Genomic DNA, 18221 nt, shown 5'->3' on the forward strand with positions numbered 1-18221 from the left:
AGCGGCAGCGAATGTTGCTCGGACCTGTGGCTATTCCGGCAAGGCAATCAGCGAAATCTGCCGGCCTGTCGTCGGCTCCGCGCGATGGGTGGCGCGGCGATAGGAATGGAAGCGCGGCGCCTCCGTGTATGTGTCGAGTCCGAGAGGCCTGACCGAGTTTACGCCTGCCGCCGCCAATTGCCGGGCAACGTAGCTTTCGAGATCGAAATGCCACTTGCCGGGGCCTGTTTCACGAAACAGGTCGTGGTCGGCTGCATCGAAGTGGGTGCGCATGTCGGTGCCTACCTCGTAGCTCGCCTGGGCAATGGTCGGGCCGATCGCCGCCGCGATCCGCCCTGCTTGTGCGCCGAGCGAGACCATTTGCTCGACCACGGCGGCGACAATCCCGCCCTGTGCACCGCGCCATCCGGCATGGGCGGCACCGATCACGCCCGCGCCTTCATCGGCCAGCAGGATGGGCGCGCAATCCGCCGTGACAATCGCCAACGCGAGTCCCGGCGTGGCCGTCGCCATGGCATCGACTTCCGGCCATTCATCCTTGGGGAAAGGGGCATCCACCGCGATGGCCTCGGCCGAATGCACCTGCTTCACGAAGACCGTCGGCAGGTTCCCAACAGCAAGTTGCAAGGCATGCGCATCGCTCTGCGCCGCGTCGAGAAAACCATGCGGGACGCCAAGATTGTCCGCGCGGAGCACCTCAGCCAAGGCTGCGACTCACTTGCTCGTAGGTGTCGCGCGACAGCTCGGGGGCGGAAGCGATCCGTTCCAGCTGTTCCTTCATCAGCGCCGAGCGTCCTGGTTCGATCCGCCGCCAGCGGCCCAACTGCGGGACGAAGCGGGCAGCCGTCTGCGGATTGATCGGGTCGAGCGCCAGGATCACGTCAGCGATCAGCTTGTATCCTTCGCCGCTCGCTGCATGGAAGGCATGCGGGTTGTAGGCGAAGGCCATGTAGAGCGAGCGGACCCGGTTGGGGTTCTTCAGGGTGAAGTCCGGGTGCTTGGCCAGCGATTCGACATGGGCCATGCACGCAGGATGCATGGAACTCGCCTGCAGGGCGAACCACTTGTCCACCACCAGCGCATTGCCCTGGTAGCGGTTGTAGAAGTCCATCAGCGCGTCGGTACGTTCGATGCCCGTCAGGCCGGTCAGCACCATCAGCGCGCCCTGGCGGTCAGTCATGTTGTCCGCGCCCTGGTACTGCGCCCAGGCCATCTGCTTGCCCAGTTCGGGATTGCCCGCGGCAAGGTAGATCAGTGCCTGCGTCTTCACCTTGCGCGCGCCGCGCGCCTCTGCGTCGAGGCTGAAGGGCACGGCGGAGGCGCGCTGGTGGAGCGCGACGAACTCGGCTTCCAGCATTGTGCCCAGCGCCGCGCGCATGGCCTGGCGTTCCTCGTGAATCCGGCCCGGATCGGCGATCAGCATGGTTTCGGCGAGATAGGTCTCGCTCGGCAGGACCAGCAATTCGCCGCGCATCAGGTCATCGAGGGTGTCGTCTGCGAGCACCGCGCCCAGCGCCCTGGCGATGGCCTCGCGCGCAGACTGCATGGCGGCGAGATCGAGCGCGCCGTCCACCGCCTGCTTCAGGTGGCTGACGATCAGGTCCTGCAAGGCCTCGTAACGGGCGAAGGGATCGTCATCCTTGGCGGCGAGGAAGACGAGATCCTCCACCGGCGTATCGCGCTGGATTGTGACGGGTGCGGAAAAGCCGCGGTTGATCGACAGCACCGGTGGCTGGGCGAATCCGGCAAAGCTGAAGTTATCTTGAGCCTTGGTCAGCGTAACCAGTTGTTCACCATGGTGTTTCCCGGTTTCCCTGTCGAACAGCGCCAGCTTGAGCGGAATCGGCATCGGCTGCTTTTCCGGCTGGCCGGGGGTGGCGGGTACTTCCTGCGAGAGGTGCAGCGTCGCCGTTTCGCCGTCGTGTTCGAGCCGCACGGTCACCTTCGGCGTGCCTGCCTGCGAGTACCACAGGCGGAACTGCCCGAGGTCGATCCCTGCGCCCTGCTCCATGGCTCGGATGAAGTCCTCGCAGGTCGCCGCTTCGCCGTCGTGGGTGTCGAAATAGAGGTCTGTGGCTGCGCGGAACCGCTCCTCGCCCACCATGGTGCGCATCATGCGGATGACTTCGGCACCCTTGTTGTAGACCGTGGCGGTGTAGAAGTTGGAAATCTCGCGGTAGCTGTCCGGCCGGATCGGGTGAGCCAGTGGACCCGAGTCCTCGGGGAACTGGGCACCGCGCAGGACGCGCACGTCCTCGATCCGCTTCACCGGTTCGCTGCCCATGTCCTGGCTGAACAGCTGGTCGCGCAGCACGGTGAAGCCTTCCTTCAGGCTCAGCTGGAACCAGTCGCGGCAGGTAACGCGGTTGCCCGACCAGTTGTGGAAGTACTCGTGCGCGATCACGCCTTCGATGCCGTCGAAGTCGGAATCGGTGGCAGTATCCTCGTCCGCCAGCACATACTTGGTGTTGAAGACGTTGAGGCCCTTGTTCTCCATCGCCCCCATGTTGAAGTCGCTGACGGCGACGATGTTGAACAGGTCGAGATCGTATTCGCGGCCGAACACTTTCTCGTCCCACCTCATCGACTTCTTGAGCGATTCCATCGCGTGGCCGGTGCGCGGCAGGTCGCCGTCGCGGACATAGATGTTGAGCGTGACCTTGCGCCCATTCATCGTCGTGAAGCTGTCCGTATTGGCGACCAGCTGTCCGGCCACCAGCGCGAACAGGTAGCTCGGCTTGGGCCAGGGATCGTGCCACTCGGCCCAATGGGTGCCATCATCGTTCGCACCGCTGGCTTCGAGGTTGCCGTTGCACAGCAGGACCGGAAACGCCTCGGCGTCGCCGGTCATGTGGACGCGGTAGGTCGACAGCACGTCGGGCCGGTCCGGGAAGAAGGTGATGCGGCGGAAGCCCTCCGCCTCGCACTGGGTGCAGAGCATGCCGTCCGAGGCATAGAGGCCCATCAGCTGGGTATTGGCCGAAGGGTCTATCTCGGTGGTGATCGTCACTTCGTGGCTCTCGCCCGGCAGCGACAGCAGCAGGTCGGCGTCTTCCATGTGCCAGCTGTCGGTCGGCTCGCCGTCGATCAGCACCGTCAGTGGCTGCAGCCCGTCGCCGTTAAGGTGGATCACCGGATCGGCATTGGCGGCCGGGTTGCGCTCGACGGAGAGCTTGGCCTGCACCGTGGTCTTGGAGATACCGAGGTCGAAGCTCAGCTCCACCTGCGGCACCAGCCATGGGAAAGGCTTGTAGTCCTCGCGCCGGATGACGGGCGGGTCCTTGGGCTCGGGGGGGGCATCGGCAAGCTGGTTGTTGCCGTCGATGGTCGATGGGGTGCGCGCAATATCCATGGCCGTGACCTAAGACCCTTCCTTCGCAGCGTCGAGGGGGTAGAACGCGGCAAATGGCAAAGCTTTTCATTTTCGGGCTGGGTTACACGGCAAAGCGCATCGCAGCGGCGGCAGAGCGCGCAGGCTGGCATATTGCCGCGACGGGCTCCGACGGGGACATCGACTTTGGCGACAGGGCAGCCGTGCGGGAAGGACTCGAGGGGGCGAGCCATGTCCTTTCATCGGTACCGCCGGACCGCGAGAGCGGGCATGACCCGGTGCTCGAAAGCTATGGCGACGTGCTCGACGGACGGTGGCTGGGCTACCTCTCCTCAACCGGGGTCTACGGGGACACACAAGGGGCCTGGGTTGACGAATCGGCGCCTACCGGCTCCGGTCGCCGCTCGGTGCGTGCCGAATGCGATGCCGCCTGGCTGGACCGCGGCGCGCGGGTGTTCCGCTTGCCGGGGATATACGGACCGGGTCGTAGCGCCTTCGAGCGCGTCAGGTCTGGCAAGGCCCACCGGATCGACTTGCCGAGGCAGGTGTTCAGCCGCGTCCATGTCGATGATATCGCCAGCGGAGTCTTGGCAGCTATCAGGCGTGAGGCGCCTGCCGGGGCCTACAACCTCTCCGACGACCTGCCGACGAGCCAGAACACGGTAATCGAATTCGCCTGCCAGTTGCTGGGGCAAGAGCCGCCGCCGCTGCAGACGCTCGACGAAGCGGGCCTCTCCCCCATGGCACGCGGCTTCTATGCGGAGAACCGGCGGGTCGCGAACGGCAAGGTGAAGCGGGTGCTCGGCTGGCAGCCGGACTATCCGACCTATCGCGAAGGGCTACTCGCCCTGCTCTGACGGCTCGCCACGCATCAGCCGTCCCGACTGCTGCACCTGCACGCCGGGCTGCTTCCTGGCACGCAGGGCCAGCACCATGCCGATCACTGCCAGCACCATCCCGCTCGCGGTCAGGGGGGTCCAGCGGTATTCTTCGAACAGGGTGGAAAGCAGCATGGCCACGGCAATGGTGATGATCGAATTGTAGGCCGCCCGGCCCGCGCCGATCACGCGGACCAGGTTGTAATGCAGCGGGAAGGTCACCACCGATCCGATCAGCGCGAGATAGACGATGCCACCCCAGTAGGTCGGTGCCGTGGGCAAGGGTGGCGGTCCAGCTGTCAGCCAGGCAAAGCCGAGGTCGAACAGCGTCCCGTAAAGCATGGCCCAGGCCAGCAGGCTGACCATGGGCACGCCGCGCCCGGTAGGGTTGGCCTGGATCACGTTTGCCAGCGAAGCACAAAGGATGCCGATCACCGCCAGCACAATACCCAGCCCCACGTTGCCGCCGATCACTCCGGCATCCGGATTGGCTTGCCATTCGTGCCACAGCAGGAAGGAAACACCGACGATTGCCACCAGGCTGCCAAGCACGAAGCCGCCCTGCACCCGTTCTCCCAGGAAAAACCGCGCGAACAGGGCATTGGGCACCATCAGCAAGGCGAACATCATCGCGACAATGCCGGAGGTGACGTAGAGCTCGGAGTGATAGACGAACAGGAAGTTGCCGCTGAACTGCGCCAGTCCCACGCCCATGGCCAGTACCTGCTCGGGGCGCGTGAGCCGCAGCCTGCGCTTCATCAGCAAGGCGACCACGAACAGCGCCGGCGTTGCCAGGGCGAAGCGATAGAAGACCGACCACGCAGCCGGCACGCCGTCGATCTGGCCGGTTATGACGTACCAGGTCGACCCCCAGATCGTGCCCGTCAGCAGGAACGGGATGATAACCCGCCAACTCAGGATATTGGCGTCGGCCGTGTTCACAGTGGTCTCACAGCGCCGACACGGCCTTGGCCAGCAGCCGCACATGGTCCGGGTTGGTGGCCCAGCTGGTAACCATGCGCACGCAGACGTCGCCCCAGTCGTAGAAGGCAAAGCCCCGTTCGCGCAGCGCCGCGCGCTCGTCCGCATTCATGCGCACGAATACCTCGTTTGCCTCCACCGGATAGACCAGCCGGTCTCCCGCCGCGGCGGCGATCTCGGCCGCCGCCGCGTTCGCAGCGCGGGCATTCTCAAGCCACAGGTCGTCGTCCAGCATGGCGTGAATCTGCGCGGCGAGGTAGCGGCCCTTGCTCTGCAGGTGCCCCGCGCGCTTGCGGCGGAAGCGGATCATGTCCGCCTTGGCCGTGTCGAACAGGATCACCGCCTCAGCACCCATCCCGCCGTTCTTGACCATGCCGAAACTGAGCGCGTCGACCGGCCCCGCGACTTCGGCTGGCGCGCCGCCGAGGAAGGCCGCCGCATTGCCGAAACGCGCGCCGTCCATGTGCAGGCCAAGGTCGTGCTGTTTCGCCAGCGCGCTGATCGCGGCGAGTTCGTCAGGCCGATAGACCATGCCGTATTCGCTCGCCTGGGTGATCGAGATCGCCTGTGCCGGAACCTGGTGCACCCCCCGGGTAATGCCCGCCAGCACCTCGCCAATCGCATCGGCGGTCAGCTTCGCGCCATTGCCAGGCGCGAGCAGCAGCTTGGCCCCGTGCAAGTAGAAACCGGGCGCACCGCACTCGTCCATCTCGATGTGGGCTTCCTCGTGGCAGACCACGCCGCCGTGGGGATCGACCATGGTCGCCAGCGCCAGGCAGTTGGCCGCCGTGCCGGTCGCCACCCACAGCGCCGCGCACTCGCGCCCGAACAGCGCGGAAAAGCGCGCGTCGAGCTCGCGGCTGAGCGCGTCGGTGTCGTAGGGCGTGTCAGGCGCATCGGCAGCACGCATGGCTTCCCACAAGCGGGGATGGACGGGGGCGGCGTTGTCGGACAGGAACTGCATCGCGGAACGCATTGGCCGCACGGCTCGTTCTGCGCAAGCAGGAGATCAACAGGAGACCCCGTGGCAGAACTGGAAATCACGACCGAGCAAAAGGGCGACAAGGGCGCCTACTATGCCGATGTCGCAGGCACGGACACCCGCGCCGAGCTGACCTGGCGGCTGCGCGAGGACGGCGTGCGGATCGCCAACCATACCTTCACCCCGCCCGAGGCACGCGGCAGGGGCATTGCCTTCAAGCTGGTCGAAGCCCTGATTGCCGATGCGCGCGAACAGGGTTTCCGGATCAAGCCAACCTGCCCCTATGTCGCGGTACAATTCGACAAGCATCCCGAATGGGCGGACCTGCGCGCCTGATCAAGCATCGGAAAGATCAAGGTTTCTCGGAACGCTCGCGGCGGCGAGCCGTTTGGTAATTGAACATGCCGATGGCGTTTTTCGACGCTGGCGCCGCGCTCTCCGCAAGCTGCGGATCGAGCTGTCTTCACAAGACGCAGGGCGCCTGCGGGGTTCGTCCCCCGAAACAAGCATCCACCCGGGATCGCGTGCGTCATCGGTCAGCAAGGAGGTCACTTCATGACAGAGACAACCATGCAAACCCGTCCGACCTTTTCCGAGGCCGAACTTGAGCGCCGCGCCCAGTTCGACCGTTCGCGCCCGCTGGAGCGGGACGAAGCCGACAACCTGATTTCTTCGAGCAAGGTGGAAGACACCAAGGTCTATGCCACTGACGGCGAGGAGATTGGCAAGATTGCCCATCTGATGATCGGCAAGCGTTCCGGTCGCGTGGAATATGCCGTCATGAGCTTCGGCGGCTTCCTGGGTATCGGCGAAAGCCATTTCCCCGTCCCGTGGGACGCGCTGGACTATGATGTCGCCAAGGACGGCTACGTCGTGAACATCGACAAGTCGCAGTTGCGCGACGCACCAAGCTACGCGCCCAGCGAGACCCCGATCTTCAGCGACAACTATGGTCGCCAGGTCTTCGGTTACTACGGCGTCATGTACTGACGCGGACAACCGACGGACACAGACGTTGAACAGGGCTCCGGCTTCGGCCGGGGCCCTTTTCGTGTCGCCAATTTTCAATTCATCTGGGCAGCTTGGCGAAGTCGACCTCGGCAATCGAATCGAGCACGGCCGCGCGCAGTTTCCTGGCGTCGTCCAGCGCCAGCCCGTCGAACGAAAAGCTGCCGCCCGCCATGCCGAACCTGAGGTCGCAGTAACCGCGCAGCCGGGCGAGAGGGCCCTGGGCGATCTCGACCGAATGCAGCTTGACCCGGCTTGCCACCTGCAGGCGCGGGGCCAGCCAGCCCCGGCGCGACAGCACCTGCGCCGGATCGAGGGCGTGCCGGTCGAAATTCCACAGGAAGTATTCGCGCAGCACCAAGACGGCCGCCAGCAGGGCAATCGCCAGGCCCGCCAAAGCATTGCCGAACACGATGTTGCCCATGGCCACTAGGGTCACGACAGCGCCGACGATCATCGCCTTGTCGGTGTAGTACTTCGGGCTGGCCCGCCGCCACTGCTCCGTCTCGTCCGGCAGGCTGAAGCCCGCCTCTGCCGCGATTGGCGCGATCTCGTCCATCTTGGCGAAGGGCGCGACGTCGTGGTTGGCGCTGCCCGAATCCTGCGCCAGGCTGATGAAGCTCAGCCCGTGCCAGCCGAAGCGGCGGCGCAGCCAGCCGGTCTTCACCACCAATGCCTGCACGCGGTGGACGGGCATGACGACGTCGGTCTTGGTCAGCAGGCCGCGGCGGCGGCGGAAACCCTTGGCGGTGCGTTCCAGCAGGAATTCCCAGTCGCGCACGAATGTGCGGACCACACCGGTACTGACGCCCAGCACCAGCACCACGCCGAGCGCGTAGAGGATCGCCGCGATCCGCGCGAACATGTCGAGCGAGGACAGGTAGGTGCCCGCATCATTGACCGCCTCGTTGTTGAAGAACGAGCCGATGTAGTCCCACAGGTCGAAGGGCAGCAGGAATTCGAACTGCTGCGCTGCACCCAGCAGGACCGCGAAGATCACCAGCGAGAAGTTGAACAGGCCGTAGGTGAACAGCCGCTTCGGTCCCATGGCAAACAAGGTGCGCCCGGGCGGCGTGGCGGCAGCAATCGGCGCGTCCTCGGCCTCCTGCGCGGCGGGTTCGGCGGCCTGCTCGCCCTCTACCAGCGCGCGCACCACTTCGCGCAGGCGCTCTCCCTCGGCTTCGGAAACATAGGCCAGCGCCAGTTCGTCCTTGCCGCCGGCACCGGTCTCAAACTTCACCTGCACCAGTCCCAGCAGGCGCGGCACGAGCTTTTGTTCGAGGCTGACGTCCTGGATGCGGTCATAGGGAACCGAGCGCGCCTGGCGGCTGATGATGCCTTTCTCCACCTTCACGTCGCTGTCGCCGACGCGGTAGCGCAGGCGGTACCAGTTGAGCCAGGTGGACAGGCCCACCGCTCCGATCACGAGCATGGCCACGGCACCGATAATGGGCCCAACCGTGCTGAGGTTCTTCGCGTCGGAAGCCGAGCTGTAGAGCAAGAAGACGGCGGGGATGATGGCCTGGAAACCCAGCCGCACGAGCTGCACCAGCATGGAGAGCTTATTGACCCGCTGCCAGCCGTCTTCGGGCGCCATCGGCGGAACTGCTTCGCTCACAGCGATTCGCGCTTCACATGGGCGCGGATTTCCTCGCGCATGGTCACGGCATCAGCATGGACAAGGCCCGGCAGGGTGACCGAGGAATTGTGCGTGCCCGCCGTGTGCAGGATCAGCCGGGCAATGCCGAACATCCGCTCGAGCGGGTTCTGCTCGACGTCGAGGTGCTGCACGCGGCTGAACGGCACCACGGTATCGGCATGGAACATGACGCCCTTCACGACGCGCAGCCGGTCGTCGCTGATGTGGTAGCCGCGCGAACGGTATCGCTTCATCGGCAAGTAGATCACCAGCACCGCCGCGATGAGCAGGAACAGCAGCCCCGGCACCCAGATCGGCAGGACGGACGAGACATAGAGCGCGATCGTGCCTGCCAGTATCGGCAACAGCATCAGCGCACCCTCCAGTCGCATGACGGTGGTGTAGGCAGGGTCGAGCTTGGTGAGTGGTTCCGCGTCCATCGGTGATGTATAGACACAACACACTGCGTTTTGAAGAAAAATTGAATGCCGCAGGTGACTTGAGGTCAATCGTCTGCACCCAGCAGACGACAGAGCGCGACTGCGCGACCGCAGGTGCCCCGCAATGAGGTCGCCAGCCGAATGGAGGGTTCAGCGCCGAGGACGAACCCGCGTAAGCGGGTTCATGATCGAAAGGACTGGTGCTGCTGGGGAGGATTGAACTCCCGGCCTCACCCTTACCAAGGGTGCGCTCTACCACTGAGCTACAGCAGCGTCTGGCCCGAAAAATCCGTCAGGTGCGGGAACAGGCGCGCGCTATTGTCGCGGACGGCATGAAAGTCAAGCCAAGCTTGAGGTGCAGCGCGCCTTGCGCCAGACATGCAGCCCATGAGCAAGGATATTTCCCGCGAAGAGCGCCTCGCAGCGAAATTGCGCGCCAACCTGAAGCGCCGCAAGTCGCAAGCGCGGGCGATGGATGCCCAGAGGTCGGCTCAAGAGTCGGCCGGACGCGAATCACCCGGGTCCTCTCCAGACCTTTCCAAATCCGACAGCGAAAGCTAGGGCGCGCCCTTCAACAGGAGACCTTTGACCCGTGCCCAAGCTGATCCTCGTCCGTCATGGCCAGAGCGAATGGAACCTCGCCAACCGTTTCACCGGCTGGTGGGATGTCGACGTAACCGAAAAGGGTGTCGAGGAAGCCAAGGAAGCTGGCCGTCTGCTGAAGGATAAAGGCATCTTCCCGACCGTGGCCTTCACTTCCGTGCAGAAGCGCGCGATCAAGACGCTGCACCTGGCGCTGGAATATTGCGACCGGCTGTGGATCCCGGAAACCAAGGACTGGCGCCTGAACGAGCGCCACTATGGCGGGCTGACCGGCCTCAACAAGCAGGAAACGCGCGAGAAGCACGGCGACGAACAGGTGCACATCTGGCGCCGGAGCTTCGACGTACCGCCGCCGCCGATGCCCAAGGGCGACCAGTACGATCCCGGCAACGATCCACGCTACGCCGGGATCGAAGTGCCGCAGACCGAGAGCCTCAAGCTCACCATCGAACGCGTGCTGCCCTACTGGGAAAGCGACATCCTGCCGCAGCTGGCTGCGGGCGAGACGGTAATCATTTCCGCCCACGGCAATTCGCTGCGCGCGCTGGTAAAGCACCTGTCGAACATCTCGGACGAGGAAATCACCGGACTGGAGATTCCCACCGGCCAGCCGATCGTCTACGACTTCGACGATAACATGCAGCCGGGCGAACGGTATTACCTGAAGGACAGTTGAGGCAATGAGCGCACCAGTCGCTATCGTGATGGGCAGCCAGTCGGACTGGCCCACCATGCAAAAGGCCGCCGAAGTGCTGGATGCGCTGGGCGTGGCCTATGATGCTCGCATCGTTTCCGCCCACCGCACGCCGGACCGGCTACACGCTTTCGGCAAGAGCGCAGCAAACGAAGGCTTCAAGGTAGTGATCGCTGGTGCAGGCGGCGCTGCCCACCTGCCGGGCATGATCGCCGCGCTGACACACCTGCCGGTGCTGGGCGTGCCGGTACAATCGAAAGCCATGAGTGGCCTCGACAGCCTGCTGTCGATTGTGCAGATGCCCGCGGGCGTGCCCACCGGCACCCTCGCCATCGGTCGGGCCGGGGCGACCAATGCCGGCCTGCTTGCTGCATCGATCCTCGCCCTGGCCGACGAAGGCCTGTCCGCCCGCCTGCAGGACTGGCGCGCCGCGCAGACCGACAGGGTGGCCGAGCGCCCCAGCGACAACGCTTGAGTAGGCTGGGCATGACCGCGCTTCCTCCCGGTTCGACAATCGGCATCCTGGGCGGCGGCCAGCTGGGCCGGATGATGGCCGTGGCGGCGGCCCAGCTGGGCTACCACGTGCACGTCTTCGCGCCCGAGCGCGATTCGGTCGCTGCCGAAGTCGCTGCAAAGTTCACTTGCGCCAGCTGGCACGACAGCGGTGCGTTGATCGAGTTCGCGCGCGACTGCGACGTGATCACTTACGAGTTCGAGAACGTACCGGTCGCTCCGCTGGCAGCCTTGCCGCAGGAACAGCTCGCGCCCTCGCCGCGCGCGCTCGAAATGGCGCAGGACCGCGTCCGCGAAAAGCGCTTCATCGAAGAGGCGGGCGGCCGTCCTGCACCCTTCGCGGTGATCGACCACGACAGCGAGCTTACCGACGCGATTGACCGGATTGGCGTCCCCGGCATCCTCAAGACCCGCCGCGACGGCTATGACGGCAAGGGTCAGTGGAAGATCGCCGATCGCCAGGAGGTCTACCGCGCCCGCGTTCCGCAAAGTGGCTGCGTCTATGAAGCGCGCATCGATTTCGAATGCGAGTTCTCGGTCATCCTGGTGCGCAACCGCGCGGGCGAAGTGCGGTTCTGGGATTCGACCCGCAACCGCCATGTCCACGGTGTGCTCGCCCATTCCGAACTGCCCGCGCCGGAGATCGTGCTGCAGCAGGTGGCAAAGGCGCGCGAACTGGCACAGATGGCCGCCATCGCGCTCAACTATGTCGGCGTGCTGACGCTGGAATTCTTCGCGACAGCCAGCGGACCGGTGTTCAACGAAATGGCACCGCGGGTGCACAATTCGGGGCACTGGACCATCGAGGGCGCCGTCACCAGCCAGTTCGAGAACCACGTCCGCGCGATCTGCAACCTGCCACTGGGCGACACCAGTTCCGTGTACGACAAGGTGGTGATGGACAACCTTCTGGGCAGCGAGGCGCTCAACCTGGCGGGCCACCTGGCTGACGGGCGCGCGCACGTGCACCTCTATGGCAAGGCCGAAGCGCGCGAGGGCCGCAAGATGGGCCACATCACGCGGGTCGGGTGATGAGCCGGGACATCCTGTTCATCGTCGCCCGCGCGACCAACGGCGTGATTGCCAGGGACGGTAACGTGCCCTGGTCGATCTCCGAAGACCTCAAGCGCTTCAAGCGGCTGACCATGGGCAAACCCATGGTGATGGGCCGCAAGACTTTCGACAGCTTGCCCGGCCTGCTGCCCGGCCGCCGCCATATCGTGCTGACGCGGCAGACGGACTGGCAGGCGGACGGCGCGGAAGTGGCGCTGACGCCCGAAGCCGCGCTGGAACTGGCTGGCGACGAGGATGTAGCCGTGATCGGCGGGGCCGAAGTGTTCGCGCTGTTCGATGACATGGCCACGACCTTCGAACTGACCGAAGTCTTCGAGGATACCGTGGGCGACGTCACCATGCCTTCGCCTGCTATCGATCCGACCTGGCGCGAGACTGCCCGCGAAAGCCGTCCGGCCAAGGATGGCTTCCCGCCCTACGACTTCGTCACCTACGAACGGACGACCTGATGCGCCGTTGGGGCTTGCGGATCGGTTTGCTCGTGCTGCTCGCAGTTGGGGCTCTGCTGCTGTTCGCGCCCGGCATCGTGGAGCGCCAGCACAATGTCATCGACGGGCAGCCGCTGCCCGAAGTCAGCGCCGAGGCGCAGGCACTGCACGACACGCTGACCGTGGTCGACCTGCACGGCGATACCCTGCTGTGGCAGCGCGACATGCTGGATGCAGCCGATCGCGGGCATATCGACCTGCCACGCCTGCAGGCAGGCAATGTCGCGCTGCAGGTGTTCTCCAGCGTCACCAAGACGCCGCGCGATATGAATTACGACCACAACAGCGACGAGACCGACAACATTACCCTGCTGGTGATGGTGCAGGCTCAGCCGGTGCGGACCTGGACCTCGTTGCTGCAACGGACGCTGTATCATGGCGAGAAGCTGGAGCAGGCCGCCGAAGATAGCGGCAACGGACTGTGGTTGGTTCGCGACACGACGGAGCTGGCAGAGCTTGAAGAAGCCATCGCCTGTGGAACCTGCACGCCGATTGGCCGCAGCCGATATGCCACGCCAGCCGCCGGAAAGCCGGTGGGTGCGATGCTCTCGGTCGAAGGGCTGCACGATCTCGAAGGCGATATCGATAACCTCGACGTGCTCTACGACGCGGGCGTGCGCATGGCGGGGATCACGCATTTCTTCGACAACGAACTGGCAGGTTCTGCCCACGGGATCGAAAAGGGCGGGCTGACCAACATGGGTCGCGAAGCCGTGCAACGGATGGAGCGCATGGGGATGATCATCGACATTGCCCATTGCAGCCACCAGTGCGTGGCCGAAGTGCTGGCAATGGCGCGGCGCCCGGTCGTCTCCAGCCACGGCGGTGTCCAGACGACCTGTCCCGGCGTGCGCAACCTCACCGATGACGAGCTTCGCGGAGTTGCCGCAACCGGCGGAGTGATCGGGATCGGCTACTGGCCCGACGCCGCCTGTGGCACCGCGCCCGCCGACATCGTGCGCGCCATGCGTCATGTGCGCGACCTTGTCGGCGTGGATTACGTGGCACTGGGCAGCGACTTCGACGGATCGGTCACTACCCGTTTCGACACCTCGCAACTGGTGCAGATCACCAACGCCCTGCTGGAAGATGGCTGGAGCGAGGACGAGATTCGCGCCGTCATGGGCCTCAACGCGCTGCGCGTCCTCCGGGCAGGACTGGAGCCGATGGCATGACCCGTCTCTCGCACCGCGATGCCGTGCCGGAGAGCCTGCGCGGCGCGATCATCGCGCTGGGCAATTTCGACGGCTTCCACCTCGGCCACCAACGCGTGGTCGCCGAAGCGGTGGAATGGGCCAAGGCAGAGGGCCGCCCCGCGATCGTCGCCACCTTCGACCCGCACCCGGTGCGCCATTTCGCCCCACACGTGCCGCCCTTCCGCCTCACCAGCCTAGCCCAGCGCGAGGAACTGTTCACCGCCGCCGGAGCCGACGCCATGCTGGTGTTCGAGTTTGGCGACGAGCTGGCAGCGACACCGGCAGAAAGCTTCGTTCGCGACCTGCTCGGCACGCAGATCGGCGCGGCAGGCGTGGTCACAGGCGAGGACTTCACCTTCGGCAAGGGCCGCGACGGAAACGTGGCGGTACTGCGCGATGTGGGGGCCACCTGCGGGATCGAAGCGCGCGCCGTGGGCCCGGTCGGCGCCAGCGGGCAGGTCGTCTCCTCCAGCCGCATCCGCGATGCGCTGAAGGCAGGCGAATGCCAGGTCGCCGCCGACTTGCTCACCCGCCCGTTCACGGTGCGCGGCACGGTGATCCACGGCGACAAGCGCGGGCGCGAACTCGGCTATCCCACCGCCAACATGGACATGGGCTCCTACCTGCGGCCCCGCTTCGGCGTCTATGCCGTGACCGGCCGCGTTCTCGCCACCGGACAGCAGCTCGTCGGCGCGGCCAACCTCGGCGTGCGCCCGCAGTTCGACCCGCCCAAGGAGCTGCTCGAACCCTTCTTCTTCGATTTCTCCGGCGACCTCTACGGCCAGCAGATCGACGTCGCCCTGCACCACTTCCTGCGGCCCGAGGCGCGGTTCGACAGCCTCGACGCGCTCAAGGTGCAGATGGAACGGGATTGCGAGCAGGCCCGCGACCTTCTAGGTGGCGCGCGCAATGACTGAGAAGCGCGACTACAGAGACACGGTCTTCCTGCCGAAGACCGACTTCCCGATGAAGGCCGGACTCCCGCAGAAGGAGCCGGGCATTCTTGCGCGCTGGGAAGAGCAGGACCTCTACCGGCAGCTGCGCGATAGCCGCGCGGGCCGCGAAAAGTTCATCCTTCACGATGGCCCGCCCTATGCCAATGGCGACATCCACATCGGCCACGCGCTGAACAAGGTGCTGAAGGACGCGGTAGTGCGCACCCAGACCTTGCTTGGCAAGGACGCGCCCTACGTGCCCGGCTGGGACTGCCACGGCCTGCCGATCGAATGGAAGATCGAGGAAGCCTACCGCAAGAAGAAGCGCAACAAGGACGAGGTCCCCGCGACAGAGTTCCGGCAGGAATGCCGCGACTACGCCGCGCGGTGGGTCGACGTGCAGCGCGAACAGTTCAAGCGGCTGGGCGTTAGCGGTGACTGGGACAACCCCTACCTCACCATGGCGCCCGAGGCCGAAGCAGGCATCGTCGCCGAACTGCTGAAGTTCGCCGAGACCGGCCAGCTCTATCGCGGTGCCAAGCCTGTGATGTGGAGCCCGGTCGAAAAGACCGCGCTGGCAGAGGCCGAGGTCGAGTACGAGGATATCGTGTCGACGCAGATCGACGTGGCGTTCGAGATTGTTGAGTGCCCGAATGTGCCCGAACTGATCGGCGCGCATACGGTTATCTGGACGACCACGCCGTGGACGATTCCGGTGAACCAAGCGCTCGCTTACGGTGAGTCTGTTCTTTACGGCTTGGTAGAGGCGACCAACGTAGAAGCTTTGGCTGGAAAGCGCTTCCTTATCGCGCGTCAGTTGGTGAGCGAATTCAACAAGCGGCTAGATGACCAGTTCGGCCAAACCGTTCTGCTCAAAGGCATCGATGTAGGCGGTGCAATCGATGGCGCTTTGCTTCGAGGAACCATCTGCCGCCACCCGATGCACCACCTCGGCGGGTTCTTTGCCGAGCCCCGTCCGATGCTCCCCGGCGACTTCGTCACCACCGAGAGCGGCACCGGCCTCGTGCACATGGCGCCCGACCATGGCGAGGACGACTTCGACCTGTGCAAGGCCAATGGCCTCGGCCCCAAGTTCGTGGTCGACGACGATGGGCGCTACCGCGAGGACTGGCTGTGGCTGCCGCGCACCGACGAACGCTCCGGCTCGGTCATCAATCCCAAGTTCAACGCGCCGCCTAATGATGAAGGGACTGGCGGGCCGATCTGCGAGGACCTGAAGGCCGCTGGAGCTTTGCTCAGCGCATCCGCAGACTATCAACACTCTTATCCACACAGCTGGCGCTCGAAGGCCAAGGTGATCTTCCGCTGCACGCCGCAGTGGTTCGTGCCGATGGACGAGCCGATCTCGCCGTTCGACTTCGATGTCGCGCACCTTGGCGGCATTGGCGGGGCCGTGGCGCTGGCCGTCGACGCATCGCACACGCGCACCCTGCGCGAGACTGCCATGGCTGAAATCGCGCAGACGCGGTTTGTTCCACCCAAGGGAAAGAACCGTATCGGTTCAATGGTTGAGGGCCGCCCCGACTGGGTGCTCTCCCGCCAGCGCGCCTGGGGCGTGCCGATCACCCTGTTTGTGAACCGCGAAACCGGCGAATACCTCGTCGACAAGGCCGTGAACACACGTATCGTCGAGGCCGTGAAGGCCGGCGGCGTCGATGCCTGGTGCGAAGAGAACGCGCAGGCCCTGCTCGGCAACGATTACAACCTCGACGACTACGAGATGATCACCGACATCCTCGATGTCTGGTTCGATTCGGGCTCGACCCACGCCTTCGTGCTCGAGAGCGAGCGTTGGCCTGACCTGCAGTCGCCCGCCGACCTCTACCTCGAAGGCTCCGACCAGCACCGCGGCTGGTTCCAGTCCTCGCTGCTCGAAAGCTGCGCCACGCGCGGCCGCGCGCCGTACAAGCAGGTGCTGACCCACGGCTTCACCATGGCCGCCGACGGGCGCAAGATGTCGAAGAGCCTCGGCAACACCGTCGACCCGCTCAAGGTGATGGAAGAATACGGCGCCGACATCATCCGCCTGTGGGCGCTGTCGGTCGACTTCACCGAAGACCACCGCATCGGGCCGGAAATCCTCAAGGGCGTGGCCGACCAGTACCGCAAGCTGCGCAACACCTTCCGCTACATGCTCGGCGCACTGGGTGGCTTCACCGACGCCGAGAAGGTGGACGTTGCCCAGATGCCCGAGCTCGAGCAGTACGTGCTGGCGCTGCTGGGCGAACTGGACGGCAAGCTGCGGCAGGCCGTGGAAGACTACGACTTCAACGCCTACACCCGCGCGCTGGTCGACTTCATGAACGAGGACCTGTCCGCGTTCTTCTTCGATATCCGCAAGGACCGGCTCTACTGCGACGCACCTGACGGACTGGAACGCCGCGCCTACCGCACCGTGCTCGACACGCTGTTCCATGCGCTGATCCGCTACGCCGCGCCGGTGCTGGTTTTCACCGCCGAGGAAGTGTGGTCCACGCGCTATCCCGATGCGGATAGCGTGCACCTGCTCGAATGGCCGGAAATCCCTTCAGTCGACGCCGACGAGGCCGTCTGGGCCGCGGTGCGCCGCCTGCGCGAGCGCGTCACCGAAGCTATCGAACCGCTGCGCCGCGAAAAGACCATCCGTTCGGGCCTCGAGGCCGAAGTCGTGGTGCCGGAGAACGCAGTGCCCGCCGGCTTCTCGTCCGACGACCTCGCCGAGTTGTTCATCACCGGCACAGTCACCGTGGGCCAGGGCGATAGCGTGAGCGTGACCAAGTCCAGCGACGCCAAGTGCGGCCGCTGCTGGCGCCTGTTGCCCGAAGTAACGGAAGACGGCGACCTGTGCGGCCGCTGCACCGACGTCGTCGCCCGGTTGGATGCCGCATCATGATCGCCAGCCGCAAATATGCCTTTTACGGGCTGGTGGTCGCCGCGCTGACCTTCATCGTCGACCAGTGGCTGAAGAAGTTCGTGGTCGAGGACCTTGGCCTGACACAGGTGGGCGATCACTACCCGCTGCTGTCGTTCTTCGATTTCACCCGCACCAACAATTACGGCGTCTCGCTTGGCATGTTCGAAGCGACCAGCGTGGAGATGCGCTGGATCCTCGTCGGCGTGACCGCGCTGATCGCGCTGGTGGTCTTCGTATGGATGCTGCGCGAGAAGCGCCTGGGCGACGTGATCCCGCTGGCGCTGGTGCTGGGCGGAGCGCTCGGCAACATCCGCGACCGCTTCCTCTACGGCTATGTCATCGACTATGCCGACTTCCACCTCGGCGATTTCCGCCCCTTCCTCATCTTCAACGTTGCCGACGCCGCGATCACTGCCGGCGTCGTGATTATCCTTGCACGTGCCCTGTTCATGCGCGAGAAAGAGCCCAACAAGCAGGAGGCATCGGACAGCGACGCCCCAGCAGAAACGGTTGGGCCAACGGCCGAAAGCCCGGAGTCTTGAATA

Annotated in this window: 18 protein-coding genes and 1 tRNA gene; 12 read left to right on the forward strand and 7 right to left on the reverse strand. The window is 65.1% G+C overall.

Going from position 1 to position 18221, the window contains the following annotated elements:
* Window positions 1–30: 30 nt before the first annotated feature.
* Together pgeF and pepN are read right to left on the reverse strand one after the other, a co-directional pair.
* A complete protein-coding gene (pgeF, locus tag AAEO60_RS13670; RefSeq protein ID WP_341674696.1) occupies window positions 31–696 on the reverse strand; it encodes a peptidoglycan editing factor PgeF in 666 nt (221 codons plus the stop codon).
* Window position 697: 1 nt separating this feature from the next.
* Window positions 698–3352, reverse strand: coding sequence for an aminopeptidase N (gene pepN, locus AAEO60_RS13675; RefSeq protein WP_341674265.1), 2655 nt, complete (start codon window positions 3350–3352; stop codon window positions 698–700).
* A 53-nt stretch (window positions 3353–3405) separates the two neighbouring features.
* Between pepN and AAEO60_RS13680 the strand changes: the two genes are divergently transcribed.
* On the forward strand, window positions 3406–4188 hold the full coding sequence (locus AAEO60_RS13680) for a Rossmann-fold NAD(P)-binding domain-containing protein (protein ID WP_341674266.1): 783 nt from the start codon (window positions 3406–3408) through the stop codon (window positions 4186–4188).
* Here AAEO60_RS13680 and AAEO60_RS13685 read toward each other — a convergent pair.
* Window positions 4171–5151 (reverse strand): DMT family transporter, encoded by a 981-nt coding sequence (locus tag AAEO60_RS13685; protein ID WP_341674267.1) that lies wholly within the window; start codon window positions 5149–5151, stop codon window positions 4171–4173. The two genes, AAEO60_RS13680 and AAEO60_RS13685, sit on opposite strands and share 18 nt — an antisense overlap.
* Before the next feature lie 7 nt (window positions 5152–5158).
* Window positions 5159–6154 (reverse strand): threonine aldolase family protein, encoded by a 996-nt coding sequence (locus AAEO60_RS13690; protein ID WP_341674697.1) that lies wholly within the window; start codon window positions 6152–6154, stop codon window positions 5159–5161.
* A 60-nt stretch (window positions 6155–6214) separates the two neighbouring features.
* On the opposite strand from AAEO60_RS13690, the gene AAEO60_RS13695 reads away from it, so the two are divergent.
* Window positions 6215–6508: a GNAT family N-acetyltransferase gene (locus tag AAEO60_RS13695; protein WP_341674268.1), complete on the forward strand. Its 294-nt coding sequence runs from the start codon at window positions 6215–6217 to the stop codon at window positions 6506–6508.
* Window positions 6509–6727: 219 nt separating this feature from the next.
* The gene (locus AAEO60_RS13700) at window positions 6728–7162 is read left to right on the forward strand and encodes a PRC-barrel domain-containing protein (RefSeq protein ID WP_341674269.1); all 435 of its coding nucleotides are present in this window, start codon (window positions 6728–6730) and stop codon (window positions 7160–7162) included.
* A gap of 79 nt (window positions 7163–7241) precedes the next feature.
* On the opposite strand, the gene AAEO60_RS13705 is transcribed toward AAEO60_RS13700, so the two are convergent.
* The 3 genes from AAEO60_RS13705 to AAEO60_RS13715 all read right to left on the reverse strand — a co-directional run bounded on the left by AAEO60_RS13705 (window position 7242) and on the right by AAEO60_RS13715 (window position 9532).
* Window positions 7242–8798, reverse strand: coding sequence for a PH domain-containing protein (locus tag AAEO60_RS13705; protein ID WP_341674270.1), 1557 nt, complete (start codon window positions 8796–8798; stop codon window positions 7242–7244).
* On the reverse strand, window positions 8795–9259 hold the full coding sequence (locus AAEO60_RS13710) for a PH domain-containing protein (RefSeq protein ID WP_341674271.1): 465 nt from the start codon (window positions 9257–9259) through the stop codon (window positions 8795–8797). The genes AAEO60_RS13705 and AAEO60_RS13710 overlap by 4 nt, the downstream gene beginning before the upstream one ends.
* 198 nt (window positions 9260–9457) lie before the next feature.
* Window positions 9458–9532 (reverse strand) — tRNA-Thr (locus AAEO60_RS13715).
* Between the two features lie 114 nt (window positions 9533–9646).
* Between AAEO60_RS13715 and AAEO60_RS13720 the strand changes: the two genes are divergently transcribed.
* Genes AAEO60_RS13720 through lspA form a run of 9 tightly spaced genes read left to right on the forward strand, consistent with a single transcriptional unit; the run spans window position 9647 to window position 18218 of the window.
* Window positions 9647–9820, forward strand: coding sequence for a hypothetical protein (locus AAEO60_RS13720; protein WP_341674272.1), 174 nt, complete (start codon window positions 9647–9649; stop codon window positions 9818–9820).
* 31 nt (window positions 9821–9851) lie between these two features.
* Window positions 9852–10538 (forward strand): 2,3-diphosphoglycerate-dependent phosphoglycerate mutase, encoded by a 687-nt coding sequence (gene gpmA / locus AAEO60_RS13725; protein ID WP_341674273.1) that lies wholly within the window; start codon window positions 9852–9854, stop codon window positions 10536–10538.
* A gap of 4 nt (window positions 10539–10542) precedes the next feature.
* Window positions 10543–11031, forward strand: a complete 489-nt coding sequence (gene purE / locus AAEO60_RS13730; RefSeq protein ID WP_341674274.1) for a 5-(carboxyamino)imidazole ribonucleotide mutase — start codon at window positions 10543–10545, stop codon at window positions 11029–11031.
* Between the two features lie 11 nt (window positions 11032–11042).
* Entirely contained in the window at window positions 11043–12101 is a 1059-nt protein-coding gene (locus AAEO60_RS13735) for a 5-(carboxyamino)imidazole ribonucleotide synthase (protein ID WP_341674275.1), read from the forward strand.
* Window positions 12101–12592 carry a dihydrofolate reductase gene (locus tag AAEO60_RS13740; protein WP_341674276.1) on the forward strand — a complete coding sequence of 164 codons (492 nt, stop codon included), beginning with the start codon at window positions 12101–12103 and terminating at the stop codon, window positions 12590–12592. Before AAEO60_RS13735 ends, AAEO60_RS13740 begins: the two co-directional genes overlap by 1 nt.
* Window positions 12592–13806 carry a dipeptidase gene (locus tag AAEO60_RS13745; RefSeq protein WP_341674277.1) on the forward strand — a complete coding sequence of 405 codons (1215 nt, stop codon included), beginning with the start codon at window positions 12592–12594 and terminating at the stop codon, window positions 13804–13806. Before AAEO60_RS13740 ends, AAEO60_RS13745 begins: the two co-directional genes overlap by 1 nt.
* Window positions 13803–14744 (forward strand): bifunctional riboflavin kinase/FAD synthetase, encoded by a 942-nt coding sequence (locus tag AAEO60_RS13750; protein ID WP_341674278.1) that lies wholly within the window; start codon window positions 13803–13805, stop codon window positions 14742–14744. The genes AAEO60_RS13745 and AAEO60_RS13750 overlap by 4 nt, the downstream gene beginning before the upstream one ends.
* The gene (gene ileS, locus AAEO60_RS13755; protein ID WP_341674279.1) at window positions 14737–17655 is read left to right on the forward strand and encodes an isoleucine--tRNA ligase; all 2919 of its coding nucleotides are present in this window, start codon (window positions 14737–14739) and stop codon (window positions 17653–17655) included. The genes AAEO60_RS13750 and ileS overlap by 8 nt, the downstream gene beginning before the upstream one ends.
* Window positions 17652–18218 (forward strand): signal peptidase II, encoded by a 567-nt coding sequence (lspA, locus tag AAEO60_RS13760; protein WP_341674280.1) that lies wholly within the window; start codon window positions 17652–17654, stop codon window positions 18216–18218. Before ileS ends, lspA begins: the two co-directional genes overlap by 4 nt.
* Window positions 18219–18221: the final 3 nt, after the last annotated feature.

The organism is Aurantiacibacter gilvus (assembly GCF_038289935.1).
Taxonomy (GTDB): Bacteria; Pseudomonadota; Alphaproteobacteria; order Sphingomonadales; family Sphingomonadaceae; genus Alteraurantiacibacter; species Alteraurantiacibacter gilvus.